The 20,068-nt window shown below is 45.8% G+C and carries 17 protein-coding genes and 1 pseudogene; 5 read left to right on the top strand and 13 right to left on the bottom strand.

Going from position 1 to position 20,068, the window contains the following annotated elements; genetic code table 11:
• Positions 1–109 precede the first annotated feature (109 nt).
• Complete coding sequence (locus JNN12_06430) at positions 110–2,386, bottom strand: family 20 glycosylhydrolase (protein ID MBL7977959.1); 2,277 nt, start codon at positions 2,384–2,386, stop codon at positions 110–112.
• A gap of 104 nt (positions 2,387–2,490) precedes the next feature.
• Here JNN12_06430 and JNN12_06425 point away from each other — a divergent pair, with 104 nt between their 5' ends.
• Positions 2,491–3,822 (top strand): hypothetical protein, encoded by a 1,332-nt coding sequence (locus tag JNN12_06425; GenBank protein ID MBL7977958.1) that lies wholly within the window; start codon positions 2,491–2,493, stop codon positions 3,820–3,822.
• A gap of 3 nt (positions 3,823–3,825) precedes the next feature.
• On the opposite strand, the gene JNN12_06420 is transcribed toward JNN12_06425, so the two are convergent.
• Positions 3,826–5,394: an AAA family ATPase gene (locus tag JNN12_06420; GenBank protein MBL7977957.1), complete on the bottom strand. Its 1,569-nt coding sequence runs from the start codon at positions 5,392–5,394 to the stop codon at positions 3,826–3,828.
• A gap of 60 nt (positions 5,395–5,454) precedes the next feature.
• Here JNN12_06420 and JNN12_06415 point away from each other — a divergent pair, with 60 nt between their 5' ends.
• Positions 5,455–5,823, top strand: a complete 369-nt coding sequence (locus JNN12_06415; protein MBL7977956.1) for a (2Fe-2S) ferredoxin domain-containing protein — start codon at positions 5,455–5,457, stop codon at positions 5,821–5,823.
• Positions 5,820–6,482, top strand: coding sequence for an RNA pseudouridine synthase (locus JNN12_06410; GenBank protein MBL7977955.1), 663 nt, complete (start codon positions 5,820–5,822; stop codon positions 6,480–6,482). The genes JNN12_06415 and JNN12_06410 overlap by 4 nt, the downstream gene beginning before the upstream one ends.
• Positions 6,483–6,504: 22 nt before the next feature.
• Here JNN12_06410 and JNN12_06405 read toward each other — a convergent pair whose 3' ends face one another.
• From JNN12_06405 to JNN12_06395, 3 genes are all read right to left on the bottom strand, one after another.
• Complete coding sequence (locus tag JNN12_06405) at positions 6,505–7,338, bottom strand: lysophospholipase (GenBank protein MBL7977954.1); 834 nt, start codon at positions 7,336–7,338, stop codon at positions 6,505–6,507.
• A 39-nt stretch (positions 7,339–7,377) separates the two neighbouring features.
• A complete protein-coding gene (locus JNN12_06400; GenBank protein MBL7977953.1) occupies positions 7,378–8,559 on the bottom strand; it encodes a hypothetical protein in 1,182 nt (393 codons plus the stop codon).
• Positions 8,560–8,654: 95 nt separating this feature from the next.
• Complete coding sequence (locus JNN12_06395; protein ID MBL7977952.1) at positions 8,655–9,638, bottom strand: L,D-transpeptidase; 984 nt, start codon at positions 9,636–9,638, stop codon at positions 8,655–8,657.
• A gap of 107 nt (positions 9,639–9,745) precedes the next feature.
• Between JNN12_06395 and JNN12_06390 the strand changes: the two are divergent.
• Positions 9,746–11,272 (top strand): annotated as a pseudogene (locus JNN12_06390) (carboxypeptidase M32).
• 3 nt (positions 11,273–11,275) lie between these two features.
• On the opposite strand, the gene JNN12_06385 reads toward JNN12_06390, so the two are convergent.
• From JNN12_06385 to JNN12_06350, 8 genes are all read right to left on the bottom strand, one after another.
• Positions 11,276–12,256 (bottom strand): DUF3089 domain-containing protein, encoded by a 981-nt coding sequence (locus JNN12_06385; GenBank protein MBL7977951.1) that lies wholly within the window; start codon positions 12,254–12,256, stop codon positions 11,276–11,278.
• A gap of 95 nt (positions 12,257–12,351) precedes the next feature.
• A complete protein-coding gene (locus JNN12_06380) occupies positions 12,352–12,999 on the bottom strand; it encodes an HAD hydrolase-like protein (protein ID MBL7977950.1) in 648 nt (215 codons plus the stop codon).
• Positions 13,000–13,008: 9 nt separating this feature from the next.
• Positions 13,009–13,710 carry an ATP-binding cassette domain-containing protein gene (locus JNN12_06375; GenBank protein ID MBL7977949.1) on the bottom strand — a complete coding sequence of 234 codons (702 nt, stop codon included), beginning with the start codon at positions 13,708–13,710 and terminating at the stop codon, positions 13,009–13,011.
• Between the two features lie 73 nt (positions 13,711–13,783).
• Complete coding sequence (locus tag JNN12_06370; GenBank protein ID MBL7977948.1) at positions 13,784–14,560, bottom strand: methyltransferase domain-containing protein; 777 nt, start codon at positions 14,558–14,560, stop codon at positions 13,784–13,786.
• A 99-nt stretch (positions 14,561–14,659) separates the two neighbouring features.
• A complete protein-coding gene (locus tag JNN12_06365) occupies positions 14,660–15,694 on the bottom strand; it encodes a LacI family DNA-binding transcriptional regulator (protein MBL7977947.1) in 1,035 nt (344 codons plus the stop codon).
• Positions 15,695–15,995: 301 nt separating this feature from the next.
• A complete protein-coding gene (locus tag JNN12_06360) occupies positions 15,996–16,673 on the bottom strand; it encodes a thioredoxin family protein (protein MBL7977946.1) in 678 nt (225 codons plus the stop codon).
• Positions 16,670–17,164 (bottom strand): TlpA family protein disulfide reductase, encoded by a 495-nt coding sequence (locus JNN12_06355; GenBank protein MBL7977945.1) that lies wholly within the window; start codon positions 17,162–17,164, stop codon positions 16,670–16,672. The genes JNN12_06360 and JNN12_06355 overlap by 4 nt, the downstream gene beginning before the upstream one ends.
• A gap of 43 nt (positions 17,165–17,207) precedes the next feature.
• Positions 17,208–18,821: a M14 family metallopeptidase gene (locus JNN12_06350; GenBank protein MBL7977944.1), complete on the bottom strand. Its 1,614-nt coding sequence runs from the start codon at positions 18,819–18,821 to the stop codon at positions 17,208–17,210.
• A 294-nt stretch (positions 18,822–19,115) separates the two neighbouring features.
• On the opposite strand from JNN12_06350, the gene JNN12_06345 reads away from it, so the two are divergent.
• Positions 19,116–19,991, top strand: coding sequence for a GLPGLI family protein (locus tag JNN12_06345; protein ID MBL7977943.1), 876 nt, complete (start codon positions 19,116–19,118; stop codon positions 19,989–19,991).
• Positions 19,992–20,068: the final 77 nt, after the last annotated feature.

Genomic DNA, 20,068 nt, shown 5'->3' with positions numbered 1-20,068 from the left:
GTGAATGAATAAAGAAGACGTATCATACAAAATGGTTAAAACGCCCTCGGTAAAAAAGTAAAAAAATTATACATGGCTACATCCATTTATCTGGGTTACCAGAAGCGATCTATTCATTAAACCAGAGGTAAGATGGTATTTCGCCCTTTTCACCAGTCGGATTCGTAAACGTGAGATTTAGGTTGGGTGGGCCGCTCCAATTGATGATCAAGAGCCGGAAGTCATGATACCCTACGCCTAAAATCACTTCCATATCTCCTTTTGCTTGTCCCCAAGTTTCGTTCATGTGCAAACGTTCTTTAGACACTTCTAAGACCGAAATATTGTCTGCGGCCAGATGGAATTGGTACTTTCCTGCTTTGGGAGCATAAAAATACCCTTCATAAACCAAGGCGGAACGACCATCCGGAATGCCAAAGGGAATTTTTATTTTGTCCACCGCACCTTTTTTGACCAAGTTTTGTGGGGACAGTTGGTCTTCGGAAGGGAAGCCTCCTTTAAAATACCCGTAAGCCAAACCACCAGATGGGCGTGCAATTTGCTTGCCTGCTATTGGCACAGAAGACCGAATGCGTACTTTTTGGGTAACCGATCCTCTTTTATTCGGGGTAAAGGCCCTTGCCATAACCGTTATGCCATTGCCAGGAATACGAATGGTGATTGGACCAGTGTACAAGGTGGAAGCAATGGTTGGTTCTGACCCATCCACTGTATAACGAATTTCTGCGTTTTGAAGGAGGGAAGTGAGGGTTAATATCTCGCGCCCTGTCTCAGAAACCCGGTCTTTTCCAAGGCCATGCACCATTGGGATATGGTATTGCACATCCTTGGCGTCCAGCCGCCTAAAATGTGCCTGCATACGGCCCAAAAAATCGGACCAGTTACGCTGATTGACAGGTGTCCAGAGTACTTCGGCCAAGGCAGACATGCGTGGCAAGGCGGCATATTCCACCCGTTCTGGCGTTTTCAGGTATTCCGTCCACACATTGCCTTGTGCGCCCAAAATGTGCTTGGCTTCTTCTGGCGTCAGATCGGATGGGATAGGCTCGTAGCCATACACTTTTTCGAGCGTCGTCATTCCACCAATCATGAGTTCCTCCGCCACTTTATCCCCTTGGTAATGGTCAAAATAACAATGAGACCCAGGGGTCATAATGGCATCATGGCCCTCTTTTGCAGCTGCAATACCGCCTTCTACCCCTCGCCACGACATCACCGTTGCATTGGGTGAGAGACCACCTTCTAAAATCTCATCCCAGCCAATCAGCGAACGGCCCTTGGCATTTAAAAACCGTTCTATCCGACGGATGAAATAGCTTTGCAGTTCATGTTCATCTTTTAGCCCTTCTTTTTGTATCAGCGCTTGCGCTCCAGCGTGGGCTTTCCAATGGTCTTTCGGGACTTCATCGCCACCAATGTGAATATATTTGGAAGGAAAAAGAGCCATTACCTCGGTTAAGACATCTTCAAGAAATGAAAAGGTGACTTCGCTTGGGCAAAAAACGTCTTTAGAAACGCCCCAAGTGGTCATTGGTTTTATTTTTTTACCGGTGCAGCCCAATTCAGGATAGGCCGCAATTGCTGCTTGCGAGTGGCCTGGCATTTCGATTTCAGGGATGATGGTTACATACCGACTTTGGGCATACGCCACCACCTCTTTGATTTGCTCTTGGGTATAAAAGCCACCATATCGTTTCCCATCATAAACCTCGGAGCCTGCAGCGTGACCAATAACAGTTTCATCTCGCCACGAGGCCACCTCTGTCAACTTGGGATATTTTTTAATCTCGATACGCCATCCTTGATCTTCTGTCAAGTGCCAATGAAAGGTATTCATTTTGTGCAGGGCGATCAGGTCTATGTATTTCTTAATAAAGCTAACGGGCATAAAGTGCCTTCCTACATCCAAGTGCATACCCCTATAAGCAAAACGGGGGCGATCGAAAATCTGAACTGCTGGTACAACAGGTCGCTCTCCTCCCGGTGTGGACGGCAAGAGTTGGAGCAATGACTGAATGCCATAAAACAGACCACTTTCTGTTGCAGCTTCAATCTGAACACCCGTCTCGCTAGACTTTAAGGTATAACCTTCCTGTCCTAAGTTTATTTTTGCAGTATTGAGCATAAGCTCAATCAACTCTGTTGACCGATTGGCCGTTTGACCAATCCGGATCCCTGTTTGGGCCTGTATTTGTTGTACAACATAGGAAGTTAACGGCGTCTCGCTGGGAAAGCCAGATGCAGCAACCCCAACTCGGTTCGTGATGGCAAATCCATTGCCCGATTGTACCTGAATAGAAGATGGTTTGGGAACGATGCTCACGTTTTGTGCTTGCATTAAAACTGGAAAAACAGCCAGTGTAAAGGTTAAGAGGATGTATTTCATGGGATATACCGTTTTTGACGGGGCAAGATACGATCCATTTTAGTGCTCCCCATCAAAAAACATCTTATCTTTGATAAATGATCCACCTCCAACTACAACGAACCATGAAAAGGCTGATCTATAACACCTTGGTTTTATGTTTCTTCATGCTCCTTGGGGCAATGGTTTTTACTTTTTTCACAGGATGTGACCAAACACCCACGCCCACTATCTGCTCGGATAGCCGAACGCCGATCATCTTTGTTCATGGTGCGCTGGCTTCGGGAGACACCTATTCACTCCAGGCTCAGAGGTTTACGTCTAATGGCTATTGCACCAAGCAATTAATCACTTTTGACTGGAACACCCTAAATAACGGCAATGTCTCTGCGGCGTTGGAAATACTCCGGCAGAAGGTAAGCCAAGTTCTCCAAGAACAGAACCTTGCTAAAGTGGTTTTGGTTGGGCATTCGGCAGGGGCTTCATTGGTTTATAACTTTGCAAAAACAGCTGAAAATGCCAGTAACTTAGAAAGAATTGTTTTGATTGGCGGAACTACCCAAGCCAAACCAGGTGGGCCTGATGGTTCGTTGCCAACCCTCAATATCTACTCCACAAACGATACGGTTGTCCGAACGGGTGGAGACATACCTGGTGCACAAAACCTAAAACTGACCCAAGAAGATCACTACGAAGTGGCGACCGGAACCTCGACTTTTTCCTCACTGTATGCATTTTTGAACAATGGTACGGCCCCGCAAACCACCAATGTGCAAACAGAAGAAAACCTATTTCTTTCCGGAAAAGTTGTCTCTCTCGGAGAAAATACCATCGCAGAAAAGGCAACCATTAAAATCTTTGAAACAGACCCTACCACAGGGGAGTTTTCTCGAAATTCCCCCATGGCCACCCTAAAGACGGATGCAGAAGGGCAGTGGGGGCCCTTCTTGGCCAAGAAAGACCTTCGCTATGCCTTTCAAGTTATACCTGCCAATGCAGCAGACCGCAAAGTCGTGTACTACCGAGAGCCGTTTACCCGTTCTGATCATCTGGTGTATCTCCGTACCTTGCCCGGCCCAGGAACGATAGCCGGACTCCTAACCGGAAGTTTACCTGCTACCGACAGCGAAACGGGGTTGGTAATTTTCAGCGCGAACAAAGCCGTTATACACGAGCGAGACCGTCTTTTCATCGGCAACAACGAATTATCCCTCCCCACCTTTGCTTCGGCATCCCAAACCACCATCGCCTTTTTCCTGTATGACGACAATGGAAACCGCCAAAGTGACCTCGGCCCCATTCCACTTTTTAATGGATTCCCATTCTTAAAAGGGGTGGACTATTATTTACGCTCCACAGATGCAGGTCCTATTTCGTTGGTTTTCAACAGTCGAACGATGAACCTTGCCCGTTTACAAGCCTTAAAAGACGGTATTGTGGTTGCTGTTTTTAATTAAATATCAGGATTTCCATCGTAGCCACCTTAAGTAGTTGGTATAGCGCTGATGTAAATATTTTAGTTTTATCAAGTCGTCATAAAGATTGCCATACAACTTCCGTCCTCTGCTCCATTCGGCCAATAATCCTTCTATTTTTGCGAGGCGGGCTTTTACCTCTTTTTCGGTTAAGCCCTCAATTCCCAAATCAAATTCCTTAGACAAATCAGCAACCGGATCTTGTCGGTCCAAGTCTAATCGGTCGTATTCTCCACAAGAAAGGTCAAACATTTTCCGTATCCACCCAATCCGATCCACACGATAAATACTGTTATTTTCCTGCTCAAAAAACTGGGCATCTAAATTCGGAACCAATTTATCGTGCAAAACGAATGGTAGAACCTGACGTACATCTTCCAGATCCGCTTCGGTATTGCCCCTAAAAAAGGCGATGGCTTTAATGTATATAATCGCCGTCATAATGGCCCTAACCGATAAGCCATTTTTGGTTTGCAAGCCAATGTCCTTGCTCTTATCGGTACCTGTTGCCGCATTCGCCACTTGCAAAAAATCAATGGACGACAGTTTTAGGGTGTCTTTGGTTTTATACTCAAATTGTTCGGCGGCCCGTTCCATAAACTCGAACTGGCTTGTAAAAAACTCCAAACGACGTTGCACCGAATAAGGGACCTGCACGGCTATTATTTGGGTGTACGCACGGTCTAATTCTTCAGCCGTGAAAATGATTTCTTGGGGGACAATTTCTTCCGGACGAATGCCAGATTCGATACGGTTCATCAGGTCTCCAATGAACCGCGATGGAAAATGTAGGGCCTTCACCACCACATCTATTCGGTCTCGGAGCGCCTCAATCACCTGATAGGTCCCCCCACCCCCATCATCATTGGCCGTAAGATACCAAGCAGCTTCTGGACATTCGTAGATCTGATCCAAAACTTCGGCATAGTTATCGCCCATTAACGTGAGCAATGCCGATTGCGTGCGGGTGGGAATTCGGTTATACTCATCCACTATTTTCACACGCATCCCCAACCACTTCCGCCAAGCAATACGAATATCATCCATATTTTCTGCATTCACCAAATCTTTGGGAAGCGGATTGCCCAACAAGTCGGTTACCGTCATTTCTGGCTGGCCGTGTTGAATGCCCCTGCGAATTTCTTTGATGGAATAGCCAGCCAAAACAGCCATAAGGATGGCACTTGCGGTCTTCCCCCTCCCGGGACCTCCGACAAAAAGGCATCTTCGCCGCACCATTAGGTTGAGTAATGGGATCAAGACAAAACTGGAATAACTTTGTCCAGAAGGTAACATCAGGGTATGTTTTGCATCCCCAAAAACAAACAAAGCGGAAGGCCCATCCTGATAGGATATGTCATAGAATGGACTAATAATGGCGTTATTTACTATCCAAAAATATGCTTGACGAAGCTTTTCATCCATTACAATAACGGATTCACCACTTGATGCTTCTGCCATTGGACCTGCGAAAAGGTCTGCTATATCAAACTTTTTTGAGGGGCGCTCTGCATGTGGATTGGTAGGCGCAGCCGATACTTTATTAAATTGCATGATAAAAGATCTTTTTTACGGTACATTGGCTTGTCTAAAATAAGGCCATCATCCCCAAAATTGTTGAATATGCTGCTGGAAAAAACCCAAAAAGCCGCTCAGGCCCTCGAAATCCACCAAATAAAACGTCATATTTTTTTATGTGCTACTCCAACAAAGTGCAAATGTGCCACCGAAGAAGAAGGACGTGCATCTTGGAATTACCTTAAAAAACGGTTGGATGAGTTGAACCTTACTAAATCGGGTGGAATTTTCCGTACCAAAGCGAATTGTTTGCGCATCTGTCTGCAAGGCCCGGTAGCGGTGGTGTATCCAGAGGGTACATGGTACCACTCTTGCACGCCTCAAGTATTAGAACGCATCATTCAAGAACATCTTATAAGCGGCCAAATTGTGCAAGAATACCTAATTTTGGAAAAACCATTATGATGCCAGACGTACTTTACGAAGACAACCATCTGTTGGTTATCAATAAGCCAGCAGGACTCTTGGCGCAAGAAGACGCTACAGGCGACCTCGATGTGCTGACGATTTGCAAACAATACCTTAAGGAGAAGTACACCAAACCCGGTGCCGTATTCTTGGGGCTTGTCCATCGCTTAGACCGTCCTGCTTCCGGCGTAATGGTGCTTGCCAGGACTTCCAAAGCAGCCTCTCGATTATCCGAGCAAATCCGAAGCCGTACCATTCAAAAAACATATTGGATAATGGTAGAAGGCAAAGTGTCTGGAAATGGCACGTGCGAAGACTACCTATTGAAGGAAGATTCATTTGTCCGGTTGGTAGATGGCTCGCAGGCACGGGCACAGTTAGCCCGTCTTTCGTGGAGATCTCTCAAGGTATTTAGCAAAGATTCTTTGGTAGAAGTAGCATTGGAGACTGGAAGGCCCCACCAAATCCGTGTACAATTTTCTGCACGTAACATGCCTATACGTGGAGACCTGAAATACGGTGCAAAAACCACTTTGCCCGATCGTAGCATCGCACTCCATTGCCGGGTAATGACCTTTAAACATCCTACCCAAGATCAACTCCTCTCTATTATGGCTCCCGTGCCGCAAATATGGGGTCTAGCACTATACGAATAGCGCTACAACCTATTGTTTATCCTTAACAACGTTCCAGTACCCACTCTACCACTTTTTCGATGACATCTGCCCGTTCTGGCTCATTCAATGTTTCGTGGAAAAGCCCTTCCCAAAGGTAGAGGCGTTTGTCTTTTGAAGAGATGGTCTCATAAGCCATTTGACTGCCTCCCGGATCCGTGAGTTGGTCTGCCGTGCCATGAAACAACAAAACGGGAGCCTGTATCTCGGAGAAACGTTGTGAAAAGATTTGCGCCGCCTTCAGGATTTCCGCTCCGGTTCTTGCTCTTATCCCACCAATGTAGTTAAGTGGATCATTTACATAGGCTTGAACCACTTGTTCGTCTCGCGAAAGATGGGCAGCCTGAAGAGGCGAAGTCGCTAATTTTGGGAAAAGGAACCCGATCAAAGGCGCCAGTTTTTGCAAGACTGGTGAAACACTGGGGTGTACTTTGGTTCCTGCACTGCTAAAAATCCAACCTCTTACCTGATCTGTGGGATGATCCAATAGATATTTCATCACCACAGCCCCACCAAGGCTATGGCCCATAATAAATAGTGGGCGTGTACCAATTCGCGCCTGAACCCGTTTCACAACCAAATCCAGATCGTCCACATAATCATCAAAACGATCCACATAGGCCCTTAATCCTTCAGATTTACCATGCCCAAGTTGATCGTAGGCAAATACTTCTATTTGTTGTGTACACAAGTCTCGTGCAAAGGGGACGTAGCGCCCGGAATGCTCGGCAAGGCCATGAACCAAAAGTAAAGCAGCCTTCGCCTTACCTGAATCAGGATGCCAAGACTGCTCAAAAATGCGATTTTTATGTCCGTGAAAATAATCTTGTCTGTGCATATAAAGCCTTAAAATAAAAATAGGCTGCCTACACAGAGATTATTGACTAACGCGCCAACGTCGGGCACCAGATGTCGAAGTCGGTGTAGGAGATACCTCTGGTTGCGGGTGAGGCAAGGTAATGGTTTGCGGCTCGGAAATCAACCGACTTTGGAAACTTGACGGAGATTTTTGTTCCCCGGCAACAGCCAAGGCCATATGCACCACCAACGGACTTGCCACTTCGACAGGCTCCCATTTTTCACCATTAAACTGCCAAAACTGACGACGTTCGTTGTAATGGTCTATTGCTTGGTTCATGGTCATCGTATTCCGGTTATGTCCATTTCCGCGATAATAACTTACATTACCCCAACCATCATAATAAGGTAAACTGGCCCAAGTTGGCGCCGCTTTCCGAATGGCTCCATGTACATCATCCCGCCCAATATAGGACAAAACGCCGCGTTCATGTAATAACAAGATGGTCGCCATATCTTGCCCTTCTGGCTCAAAAGTCAGGTTGGCGCTGGGGTACCGATAGACCATCGGATTAAATGTTTTCCTTAAAAACTGATAACGGCCTGCGGCAGTACTTCCCTTTACCTTAATGCCTGGGTGCATTCGTGTGAAGTTCTTGATCCGCTTAAACGTATGTAAAACTTTATATGATTCTTCGTCGTAGCCCATATCACCAACTTCACCTCGTGCAATAACATCCAGAAATGCCCGTACTCTTGCATCCTCATAAGCCTTTCTCGCCATAGAAACGGTTTTATGTTCGCCAGTGGCCGAGATTTCTGTCCACTTACCCGCTTCGCCAGTGGCACCTGAGATCGCAGGGCTGCTGTGCGCTGGAGGCGCATCCGTATCTACCTCTAATAACTGGCGCTGTTCGTTCACTTCACCAACGGGAGTGGATAATTGAACGGCAAACCGACTTTCTGCTGGTGCGGATGCAGGATGACTTGGCGATGATGAAGCCCTACGGTGAGCATCCGGATTGGCACTATTTCTTGGCACTCGCGGATCATTAGGATCCTGGCTTGGCGTTTCGGATGCGAACGATTTTTTTTCCGTAACTGGCATATGTTCTAAAACAGGTGTTTGCATTCCCAAGCGTGCCTTGGTCCGATATTGTGACCGCCATCCCGGTGCTTCCTGCGTCCCCTCTTGTGCGATGGCCCAAAGAGGTGTCAGTACCAAGAGAAAAGAAAAAAGATAGTGATTCAATTTAATCATTTTGTTTTTGGATTATTGCCGGGCGGTGGCAGATTACCGCCATAAACCGATTAATAGAGTCTTATCAACCCCAAAAGGCTTAAAGACATCATCAATTATTTCCAGTACAATTGGATGGGCGTCCCAAGAGGAATGATGCTAAAAAGTTCATCAACTTCCTCATTTTTAAGAGCAATACACCCTTCCGTCCAATCTCCATTTGTACGCCCCTCCCCGTGAATAAAGATAGATCCACCCAGTTTGGTAGTTGCGGTAGGCGTCTCCCCGATTTCCAAGGCCATTTTGATCCGCTGAAATTCCTTTTGGGTAATCAGGCCATTTTCAAGCCCCCACTTGGCATCCAATAAATTGGGATAACCAATTGCAAGGTTTTTATGGTACTTACTTTTGGTGGATTTACTGGTAATCAGGTATTGTCCTTCAGGGGTGAGTCCGTCTTTAAATTGCCGTTTGGGCAGTTCTGGACTTCGGCCTAAGCTAACCTTGTAACGCCTTATCAACTTATCGCCATCGTAAATATAGAGAATGCGTTTTTGTTTATTCACTTCTAATCGCGGATTCCCTAACGGCTTATCTATCGGCAAGCGGTTTTCTTCTTCCCAAGCAAAGGCTACAAGCCCATCGGGATCCGAAGTGACCGATGTTTGTTTGTCTTGTAAAAGATCACCTATACGGGCTTCCCCGTTTCCTTCCCTTTCTGTCCCACTATACCTAGGGGGAGAAGCGGTTCTCTCGTAGGAATTGCCCTCTATACCAGATCGCCAGTTCCGTCTAAGGGTTGCTTTTGGTTCAATAGGGCTTTCTGTTTTCGTGTCCCTTACAACCATGATTGGCCTTTTTTTTTCTGGCTGTTCGGCATAGACTTTAGGTATTCCCGACTGCACCTCCGCGAACATGAGCAATGTTTCCCCCTCCCTTACTGCATGTTCTTGCCGAGCTTCTACCGTTTTAACGGGCATTAAGGTCGCGGTGACCCGCCAACGGCGGACACTACCAAGGGAATCGGACCCATCGAAGGCAAACGATGACGCGGTGCTCGTTGACATCAACAACAGAATGAAATATCCGTAACGATTCATGGTGAATAACTTTTAAAATTCTTACATCAAAAAGCAGACCATTTTTAAAAAGAATGTGCTTTCCATTTGGGGAAACCCTCTGTACAGTTTATTTTTCAGTCAACAAAATCCCTTAATCTGCATCTTTTTCAATGAATCCATCTTTTTTTCGCCTCAAGGAGCAGATCGCCGAAGTTGCCGATCTAAAAAGCGCAGCCGCCGTCTTAGAATGGGATCAGGAAACCTACATGCCGGAAAACGCTAGTGAAGTTCGCACACACCAGGTGGCCACCCTTAGAAAACTCGCTCATTCCCTCCTAACTTCCGACGAAGCCGCCCTTTTACTCGACGAAGCCCTTCAGTCCGAATATCCATCCAACCCCCATTCCGATCATCATCTCTTGCTGACTACTTGGAAACGGGATATTGACCGTGCACGGAAATTGCCTTCAGAATTGGTTTTCCAAAAAAGCAAAGCCATCGGATATGCAAAGGAAAGTTGGAAACAGGCGAGAATCCATCAAGACTTTAGCCGCTTTGAGTCTGACCTTTCTCGATTGGTTGATTTTGCCCGACAGGAAGCTGCTATTTTGGGCTATTCGGAGCATCCTTACGATGCGCTCCTAGATGAGTTTGAACCGGGTATGACCACCCTGCAAGTTAAAACCCTTTTCGAGGACTTGCGACAGGAACTGATTCCACTGGTTCAGCAAATGACCGCTGCTGCACAACCAACAGACGCATTTTTATACCAAAAATTTGACTCAGCTAAACAATGGGATTTTGGGATGCACGCACTCAAAACCGTAGGATATGATTTCAGCCGAGGCCGTCAAGACTTGTCCACACACCCTTTTTCAACCACTTTTGATATCTCTGATGTCCGCATCACAACCAGGATTCTCGAAAACAACCTGATTTCGGGCATCTTCAGTACTTTACATGAGTTTGGACATGCCCTTTATGAACAACAAGTGGATACTAAGTGGCGCCGGACTTTGGTCGCTGAGGGTACTTCGCTCGGCATACATGAGTCGCAATCGCGCCTTTGGGAAAACCACATTGGTCGTAGTCTCCCCTTTTGGACTGCTATGCTCCCAATTCTTCAATCGTATTTCCCCGAATCGTTGTCTGAGATTACCCTTCAGGATTTCTACCGCGCAATCAACCGCGTTGCGCCTTCCCTTATTCGGGTTGAGGCTGATGAGGTGACTTACCCGCTACATGTATTGCTACGATTTGAGTTAGAAGCAGACCTTATAGAGGGCCGATTAGAAGTGCGGGATTTACCAGAGATTTGGCGGGTAAAAATGCAGTCTTATCTGGGGGTAACGCCACAAAATGAAACCGAAGGGGTTTTGCAAGACATTCATTGGTCTCTGGGCGCTTTTGGATATTTCCCCACTTATACCTTAGGTACTCTGTATGCTGCACAATTTTATGAGCAGGCAGCCACCGCACTAGGTGATCTGGATAATCAGATACAAAAAGGTGATTTTGACCCTTTAAGAAGCTGGCTACGTACCCATATTCATCAGTATGGAAGAGCTAAATCTGCAACAATGCTGGTTCATGACATTACTGGATCAGGGTTAACCACTGCGCCGTGGATCCAATACATCAAGAAAAAGTATGGTGAAATATATGAATTATGAAGCTTATCGCCCTGCCTGTAAAGTAAATTTCCCTGCACGAACCACCGCATTTTCACGAATGGACTCATAATATAAATTATAATCGGCTACGTGATAATTTTTCAATTTCCTTAAAAACCATTTTGTTGCCGGATTTAACCGCAGGGTTGTACGCAAAAAGCCCGCTTCACATTGCGCATCGCTCACTCCGGAAATCAGTTGGTCAAAATTTTGTAGAAGCCCTCCCTTATTCATCGTATGAGGCGTGTATTGTTCGTCTGAAGTCCAAGATAGGGGATTTGTACACAACATTTCTGGTTGTGGTTTGTATGTTTTGGGATAAAAACCTTTCGCATACGTCCGCCATGAAACCACACATCCTATTTCCTCGGAGTACCCGCACGGACGGAGATTATTAAAGGCTGTCTTTTCAACGGGCATCCCCACCAGATAGGCTACAACCAATTGTTTTTGGAGCGATTGGCCATCCACCAATTCTTTTATTAACCGAATCATATGCTGGGTCCCCTGACTGTGCGAAGCCAGTATAAAGGGGCGTCCATGATTCAGATACGCAATATAATACTGGAAAGAGGCCTTGACGTCGGCATATGCCACATCAAGTGCGGCTTCACCTGCAACAGGATTTGCCGTCCCAAATGCAGCAATGTGCGCTTGACGATAGCGGGGAGCAAATACCCTTCCAGCAGCATTTAATGCCGAAGCCTGAAACTTTATCGTCGAATCGTCCACTTCTCTGTTTAATTCTTGATCGCCCACATCGGCATTCCAACGGTAGGGAGCGCCCGGATTTTTGGTGTATATGGTTGGATGGACAAAAAAGACATCTACCTTACTACCCGATTGTCGTTCAGGAAATCGCGTATTTGCTGGATATCCATCGGCACGGTCCTCACGGTCTGGTAATGCAGCCCAATGTTGCCCGTTTTTATAATCTGTTGTAGGTGGGGTTTCAGAACGTCGAAATTCCGATGTATATGTCATATAGCTTGTGCTTTTATAAGCACACCCGCTTTGAACGGTCATCAATCCCATGAAGACAAAAAATATATAAAGACGCTTCATCATTCAAAAAAGGTTCAGAAAGGAAAGACAAGACCCGAAAGGTCTTCAAATCGTGAAATACCCGTCAGATGCGGCAACGGATCAGCATACCCATATGTCGCCTGGATGGTGCGGATACCACTCTGAATGCCTGCGTTGAGTTCCGGCTCCCCATCTGCCAACAAACAAGCCTCGTCGGGAGAAGTTTCGAGAAAGCGAAGGGCATACTGAATAACATCGGGTGCCGGGGGAGGATGGGCAACCATGTCTATCCCAACAATACACTGTATATAGGACTCCCATCCGAGCCACTCTACCCATTGATGCAGAAAAAGTGTAATACGGTTTGCCACTATGGCCAGTTTGATGCCCTTGTCCTGGAAAAATGCAAGGCCCTCTTCAACTCCCGGATAAGGTCGGGCAAAATCGGGGAAAACCACGTCTAAATTTCGACCAAAAAGCATCAAAGCATCCCGACGCTCTTTGCCTCCTGCTGATGGATCCACTAAAAAGGCCGTTTCTCCACCATAACCCTCTGGATTGCCCATCACTTTGCGGACAAACCTCTGATCAATATCTGGCAGTGATCTACGAACCCGCACTCGATTAGCAGCCTCTGTCACAGCAGGTACTGCATCCACCAGGGTTCCATCTAAATCAAAAATAATGAGTTTCGTGGCCATAATGTCCTTTTATGGTGTCCTGATTTTTTCGATTAATTCAGGATCTATTTCGCGCAGCTTCCCATCAAAAAAGGCGATGGTCCGGGCCGGGAATTGTTTTACATGTGCATAATTATGGGTTGCAATCACGATGGTCATGCCTTGTTGGTTCAAGGATACCAATTGCTCAATAATCCCTGTGGCTACGGCAGGATCCAAATTTCCCGTTGGTTCATCGGCAAGCAGGATACGGGGCTCGTGTACAACGGCACGTGCAATACATACCCGTTGTTGCTCCCCGCCCGACAGTTCGTGGGGCATATTCTTGCGTTTGTACGAAAGACCAACTTTGGCCAGTGTTTCTAATGCTTTACGGCGTGCCTCCCGTATGCCATGTCCTTGTGCATATAGGGTAAACGCCACATTTTCTGCTACATTTCGGTCGGGTAGCAATTGAAAATCCTGAAAAACAACCCCCAATTTCCTCCGCAAAAAAGGAATATCGCGGTCTTTTATCTGATTGGAAAAAAAATCATCTACCATTACACGCCCGGTGTCTGGTTTTATTTCCATATAAAGCAACTTGAGCAAGGTACTCTTGCCACACCCGCTTGGACCGATTAAATACACCATTTCTCCCGGTTCTACGCGAAAATCCAAGTGCTCGAATACCGTGCGACGCCCGCCTGTTGGCAACTCATAGGATGCGGAAACATTTTCCAAATCTATCATAATGGCTTAATTATTAGAACATCAAAACAAAACTTAAATAAGGTGCTATTTAGTACCCATCAAGATACATGACCTACGCTATTTTTTGCAAAATCCAGTGGATGCGCTCGGATGCAGTATCTGCAGGTTTTAACGTGGTATCATTATAAGCCGCAAGAAGTACGAAGGGGGTCTGTCGGATCAATTCATGGATTTCTTCGAAGGTATAGGCTTGTTGAATATGGGTTTCATAATAGGTCTGTTGTTGGAAGTTTAGGGTAAATTTCGTGGTGTGGATTTTGCTGACGGGTTCATAATGGCTTTTTCGGATGTAGTGGAACCCGCCTTCCTCGTCTTCATCATCAAAATACGCGGCATTGTTGATGGAATTATGGGGGGTACTCAGGTCAAATACAAATAAACCACCTGCTTTAAGGCCATTATAGACACAGGAAAACAAGCGCATAATATCTTCAGTATGCAATAAATAATTTAGCCCATCTTGGAGCAAAATCATGGCATCTACGGCTTGGTCTAATTTAAAATCGGTAAAGTCCGCTACTTCAAATTGAACAGGGATACCCTCCCATTCTGCTCTTTCTTTTGCAAACCGAATCATATTAGGTGCTTTATCAATGCCCGCCATGGTATAGTCTGCCAATGGCTGGAGTTCAATGGCGAACAATCCGGTTCCACATCCCAATTCAATAACGGTTTCCACATCCGCCGGGCTATGTTTCATCAGTAATTGATGGATATAAACTGCCCATTCTTCATAGTCCACATGAGACATAACCAGATCATAGCCCGCTGCGAGGATTTCATAGGGGGCTGCATCTTGGGGAATTGTTTTTTTTGGTGTCGTATCCATGATTTGAGCGTTTGTACAAGAGCGAAATTACACTTTATAGTTCCATAAAAAAACGGGCAAACAATTTTTGCTTGCCCGCTTCACATAAAACATAGGGATTTACTCTTCAATCCGTTGGTAGTTACTGGATCGCCGTACCACCAAATTCGGTGTAATACACTCTTGTATCCGATCACCATTCCCCCCCGACATCCGTTCTAACAACAGACGCATGGTTTGTTCGCCCACGACCCCCATTGCCTGATCCACACTAGACAAACCCATAAAATCCGTCATATTGATATTGTCGTAGCCAACCAATGCAATATCTTCAGGAATGCGTAATCCGGCCTCATTGATGGCCTTCCAAGCACCCAATGCCTGAACATCACTCGCACAAAAAACCGCCGAAACATCGGGGTGAATCTGGCGTAGTTGCTTCATCGCCTCATAACCCGCCTCTTCGCTGTATCCGGCATTGTCTAAGGTTTCGCCCGTTTGGATGTAGCTCGGGTCAAACGAGAGTCCTGCCTTTTCTATAGACTCTTTATACACCTCGACCCTTGTCTGAGCATTTACATTCCAAGATGCAGCAGCAATCATGCCTATTTTTTTGTGCTGCATGTCGATAAGGTGTTGGAGTGCAGCCCGAACACCAGCCCGATTATCCCACCAGAAACAATCAAAGTGTTCCGACTGAACACCCACGGTCACTACGGGCGTCCGGCTTTGCAACAACCGCTCTTCCAATTGTTCCGACATGGCGGATGAGGCGTATAAAAGTGCATCTACAGACCCTCGATCCAGAAAATCAATCAACCGTTGATCCGGATCTTGAAATCCCATATCGAAAATGAGGATATCCACTAATTGCTCCTGATCAAGGGCACGTTTGACCCCTTTTAGCAAGGCATTATAAAAACGTGTGGTAAAAGAAGGTACAGCGACAGTAATGACCGGAATTTTATTTTTCTGTGCAAGCAGTTTTGCGGTTCGGTCTGGGATAAACTGTAGTTCGTCTATGGCCTTTTGCACCTTTAGACGGGTTTCCTCTTTAACCAATGCACTACCATTTACAACCCTGGAGACGGTCGAAATGGCAACACCTGCTTTTGAAGCAACATCAAAAATGGTGATTTTCTTTTTTAAAGACATGGTTATGGCGGTTGTTGTTCAGATGGTAATCCCGCTCCTTTATCAAAAAGGCTTGCTCCCTTGAAATAATCCTTATTTATGAAAGGTTAAGCGGTTACACAAGATAATTCAGAAACAAGCCAGATACGATTATCAAGCGAATTCGCCTCTTATTTTCACAAGGAATATGCCAAAATCTAAAAACACTTGCTTACTCCAGGCCCCATCCAACTAAAAAAACCTGCCTACAAAAGTAAACAGGTTAGAACTTGGTTAGGCTGGCCGGTAGATATCCCAATTTACTTATTCACGCCACAACTCCTCACAACTTCTCTTGCCATTTGATGGTACAGCCAAAAGCCCGTGTTTTTGTGTCTGGGGCCATTTTCCCTGCAAGTACTGCCTCCAAAGCATTTTTCAAATATGGCTTGGCTTCAGCTTCCTTTTGAGGATTATCGTCTATTCCCCCTACGTAAACCAATTTATCGGTGGCATCAAATAAAAACACATGAGGCGTACGCGCAGCGCCATAGGCACGGGCCAAGGTGGAGCCTACATCCGCCACATAGGGAAATGGGTATTGCTTTTCTTGGGCCTTGGCCTTCATAAAACCTATCGCTTCTTCCGGATAAGCTACAGGATCATTGGGATTTACTGCGATAAAGCCAAACCCTTTGCTTTTGTATAGATTTGTCAGTGAAATAGCCCTCGACTCGTAGCGCGCCACCCAAGGACAAGTATTACACCAAAAGAGAACAACCGTGCCTTTGGCGCCCTTGACCCCTTTTGTAGAAAGGGTCTTGCCATCTACATTTTCCATCAAATGGTCAGCGAGTGGCATCACCGCTCCGATCGCGAGTTCAGATTTAATTTCTGAGGGCACTTGAGGAGCAAGGTTGGCCGTTTGTGTAGGGGGCGCTTTCACCTCTTCCTTACTTATAACAAAATAGTTCACCAAGGCCAATACACCAAAAATGGCAAAAAACAAGATTTTTTTCATGGGGATTGTGTTTTAGGGGTTTTCAAACGATTTATTTTTTCGGCCAGTTGCTCGTAGGTAACTTTGCCTTCCCAAAAATCTAATTGTTCTCCTTTACGGTTATATACAAATGTTGCCGGAACCGCTCCGCTCCACGACTTGTGAAAGGATTGAATAAAGGTATTTGCATCTCCATCAGCCATAAAGGTGCGGTCTTGCACATGTTGTTTTTTTAGAAAGGTGACCACAGCCGACATTTCATCTTCAAAATCCACACTTACAAACATAACGGAAATTTCTTTGGGGTCGCTTTCCGTTTTAAGGCGAATGAAATGTGGAAATTCTTCCACGCAGGGTACGCACCATGTCGCCCAGAAGTTTAGCACTACCAACGAAGCATCGCGCTGCTTGATTTCGCTCATCAAACCTGCATAATCCTTCATTTCGGGTGCAGGCTGGGCTTCTGTTCGGCAAGCAGCAACAAGAAGAATTAAGCCTAAAATATATCTCATATGATACTATTTATTTTTATAATAAAGCAAATTAAAAGAAAACCTAACGGCGCATTTCTCGCCAGACGGGGTATATCTTGGGTTGTTTTTCGAGCCAAGCATCAAAAAAGTTCCAATTTAGCAATCCGTCATCAGAGCGGGGTTCCAATAAGTAAAAGGCAAGGCGGGCTTTTGAACGGTTTTCAGAGAGGTCTAAGGAATACGTTCCGGCAGGGACATCCACTTCTTTTTCTTGATACCGACCAAAGACAGTCCGTTCTTTATGTCCTTGAAAGGCAAAGCGCGTGGTTCTTGTACTGTCTATTTGGAATTCTTGAACCCTCCAGCGTTCCGTTTTTTCTAATGGACGCATGACAAATCCATGTCCTTCCAATTTTTGAAGGATTCCTTTTTGGTCTTTTGGAATAAGATACCGCAGCGGAACTACCTCGGCTTCCTTCGATTCAAAATGCAAATAAACGGGCATTTCTTCCGGCATCCTTACCTCTTTACGCCGCCACATGGTCTCGCCAGTAAAAGGGTGACGTTCTTCAGATATTTCACCAACGAGGATGGTTTCTTTTTTTTCTGATCGGGCAAGTGCAGCCCGTAGTGGCAACGATTTCCCGACCATATCTGCCCCGTCAGCGTTTTGTTTAATCCGAACAATGGTAGAACGATTTTTATAGGCATAATCTGCACAAGCAGTAACAAAAATATGGGTGGCTTTAATCCGTTCCTCAAATGTTGCATAAGAATAAGCCTCACTAAGGATGCCAAACATATTGCGCAGTGCCGCATAATTATTAGAAAACCGTGGACGATGGTCAAAACTATACCATGCTCGTTCCGGTTGACGTGCCGCGTTGGTATAACTGGGGCCAGATTCCGGCAAATTACCGTAATGATAAAATGCCCAGCCGTGGGTTTTTTCTACCGTTTGTGTAACAGACGGCAGCCATTGATCCCGCAACATCCGATCTATCGCAGGATCAACCGTCGGATTTAGTGGCGGTGCATAGGTTAAATGATATGCGTGAACCGAACCATCGGTTGTATGTAAGTCCATCCAGACATGTGGGTTATAGGAATCCAAAAAACCAATCAGCGAACGGGCTTCCGGCGAATTTATTTTCATATGATCGCGGTTCAAATCCAGGTCTTGTGCATTCGGCCGTTGTCCCATACCACCAATAGGGCCAAGCTGCAGCGGGCGATTGGTTAACCGAATACGTTCATTCCCATCTGCATTGTAGATCGGCGCAATCAACAAGACCAACGAATCGGCCCATTTACGGTATTTGCCCGTAGATAACTCGCGTAACAATTGTAACATGGCTTCTTTGCCCTCCACTTCTCCTGCATGAATATTGGCCATAACAAAAAACCGAAGTTTTCCACTTGCCAACACATCTGAGGCAACAGGACTTTTCACCTTCCCCCAAACCAATAACGGCAAGGCCCTGCCCTCCATCGAATATCCCATCGTGGTTTGATGCAGGAGGGCATTTTTGGGAAGTGCATTCAAAAAAGCCATCACGTCTTCGTACCGAGAAGTTTCGGTATATGAAGTCTTTTCAGGGCGATTTAACGGTGCAGTTATGGTCTTAGGACGTTGCTGTCCCCATAGCGATACCGAACTGCCAATCATCAAAACGAGAAAAATAATTCGCAACATAAATTTGGTTTAGAAACAACACAAAATCCGCCAATCAGGATGTGTTATCTTATGGGTTATGGAACAAGGAAAAGGTCGGGGAAAGCAAGGACAATTTATCCTCGCGTTTACTCGAAACAATATAACAACTTAATGAACGATTCGTAAAGGTCTTGCCAATTGGTCGCAAGAAAACGGGTATTGGTCGCAAGAAATCCCCTCATAAGTCAACAAACCCGTATCTACGGCGTAACCTGCTTGTCGTTGTACCGTCTTTAGCTTCAGTTATACAACACTCCTAACCAAACAAGAATCATGAAAACACTCCTACGTGGAATCCTTTTTTGTCTCCCATTTATGGTACTCGGTCAATCGAAAGGGACCATAAAATTCAAAGAGACAGTCAATGTCCGGGTTGAAACCGATGATCCGGAAATGCAACAACGCATGGCCAATATGCCATCCTCCTTCGACAACTATTCTATTCTATATTTCGACGGTCCAAAATCTATTTATGTTGCTGATGCAGCAGAACGCGACAAAGCTGCTCTTTTGGAAGAAAGTCGTAATGCGGGTGCCGAAGGCGGTGGTCGCGGCGGTATGCGGATGATGTTCCGGCGTGGAGGTGCCGATAATGCCTATTATGCAGATCAGGAAAATGGTATTTTTGTGCAAAAAATAGATTTTCTGGGCAGGAAATTTATTGTTACTGATCCCCCAAAAACCTTTGAATGGCAAGTACACGAAGACCAAAAAACCATTCTCGGCTATCAGTGCATCAAAGCCACGTTTGTGGATACATCGGCGGTGGGCGGGTTTCAAATGGCTTTCGGTGGCCCACGTGGCAATCGTAACAACAATGCCCAAGCTACTCCCAAACCAGAACCCCGTAAAATCACAGCATGGTTTGCACCACAAATTCAGGCTTCGGTAGGCCCCAATGAATACGGCCAATTGCCAGGTGCAATTCTTCAATTAGAAATTGGTCGGACGGTTTTTGTTGCCACCAGTGTAGAAATAGACAAGGTGCCTGAAAATGTGATCAAAACACCTGAAGGCGGCCAAAAAATGAACCGCAAAGAGTTTCAGAAAATGAGCGAAGAAAAAATGCGGGAAATGCGCGAATCCATGGGGCCTCCAGGCGGACGTGGGAACGAGGGCGGCAGAACGACAATCCGTATCGGAAATTGATTAAAAGCCCTCCCTTTTTTGGTGAGGGCTTTATTTCTGGCCATTTATTAATAACTGCACGCATGTTGATTTGATTC

The sequence above is a fragment of the Bacteroidetes Order II. bacterium genome, from assembly GCA_016788705.1.
In the GTDB taxonomy this organism is placed as follows: Bacteria; Bacteroidota; Rhodothermia; order Rhodothermales; family UBA2364; genus UBA2364.
The sequence above is the reverse complement of the archived record's forward strand: the minus strand, read 5'-3'. Positions and strand labels throughout refer to the sequence as shown.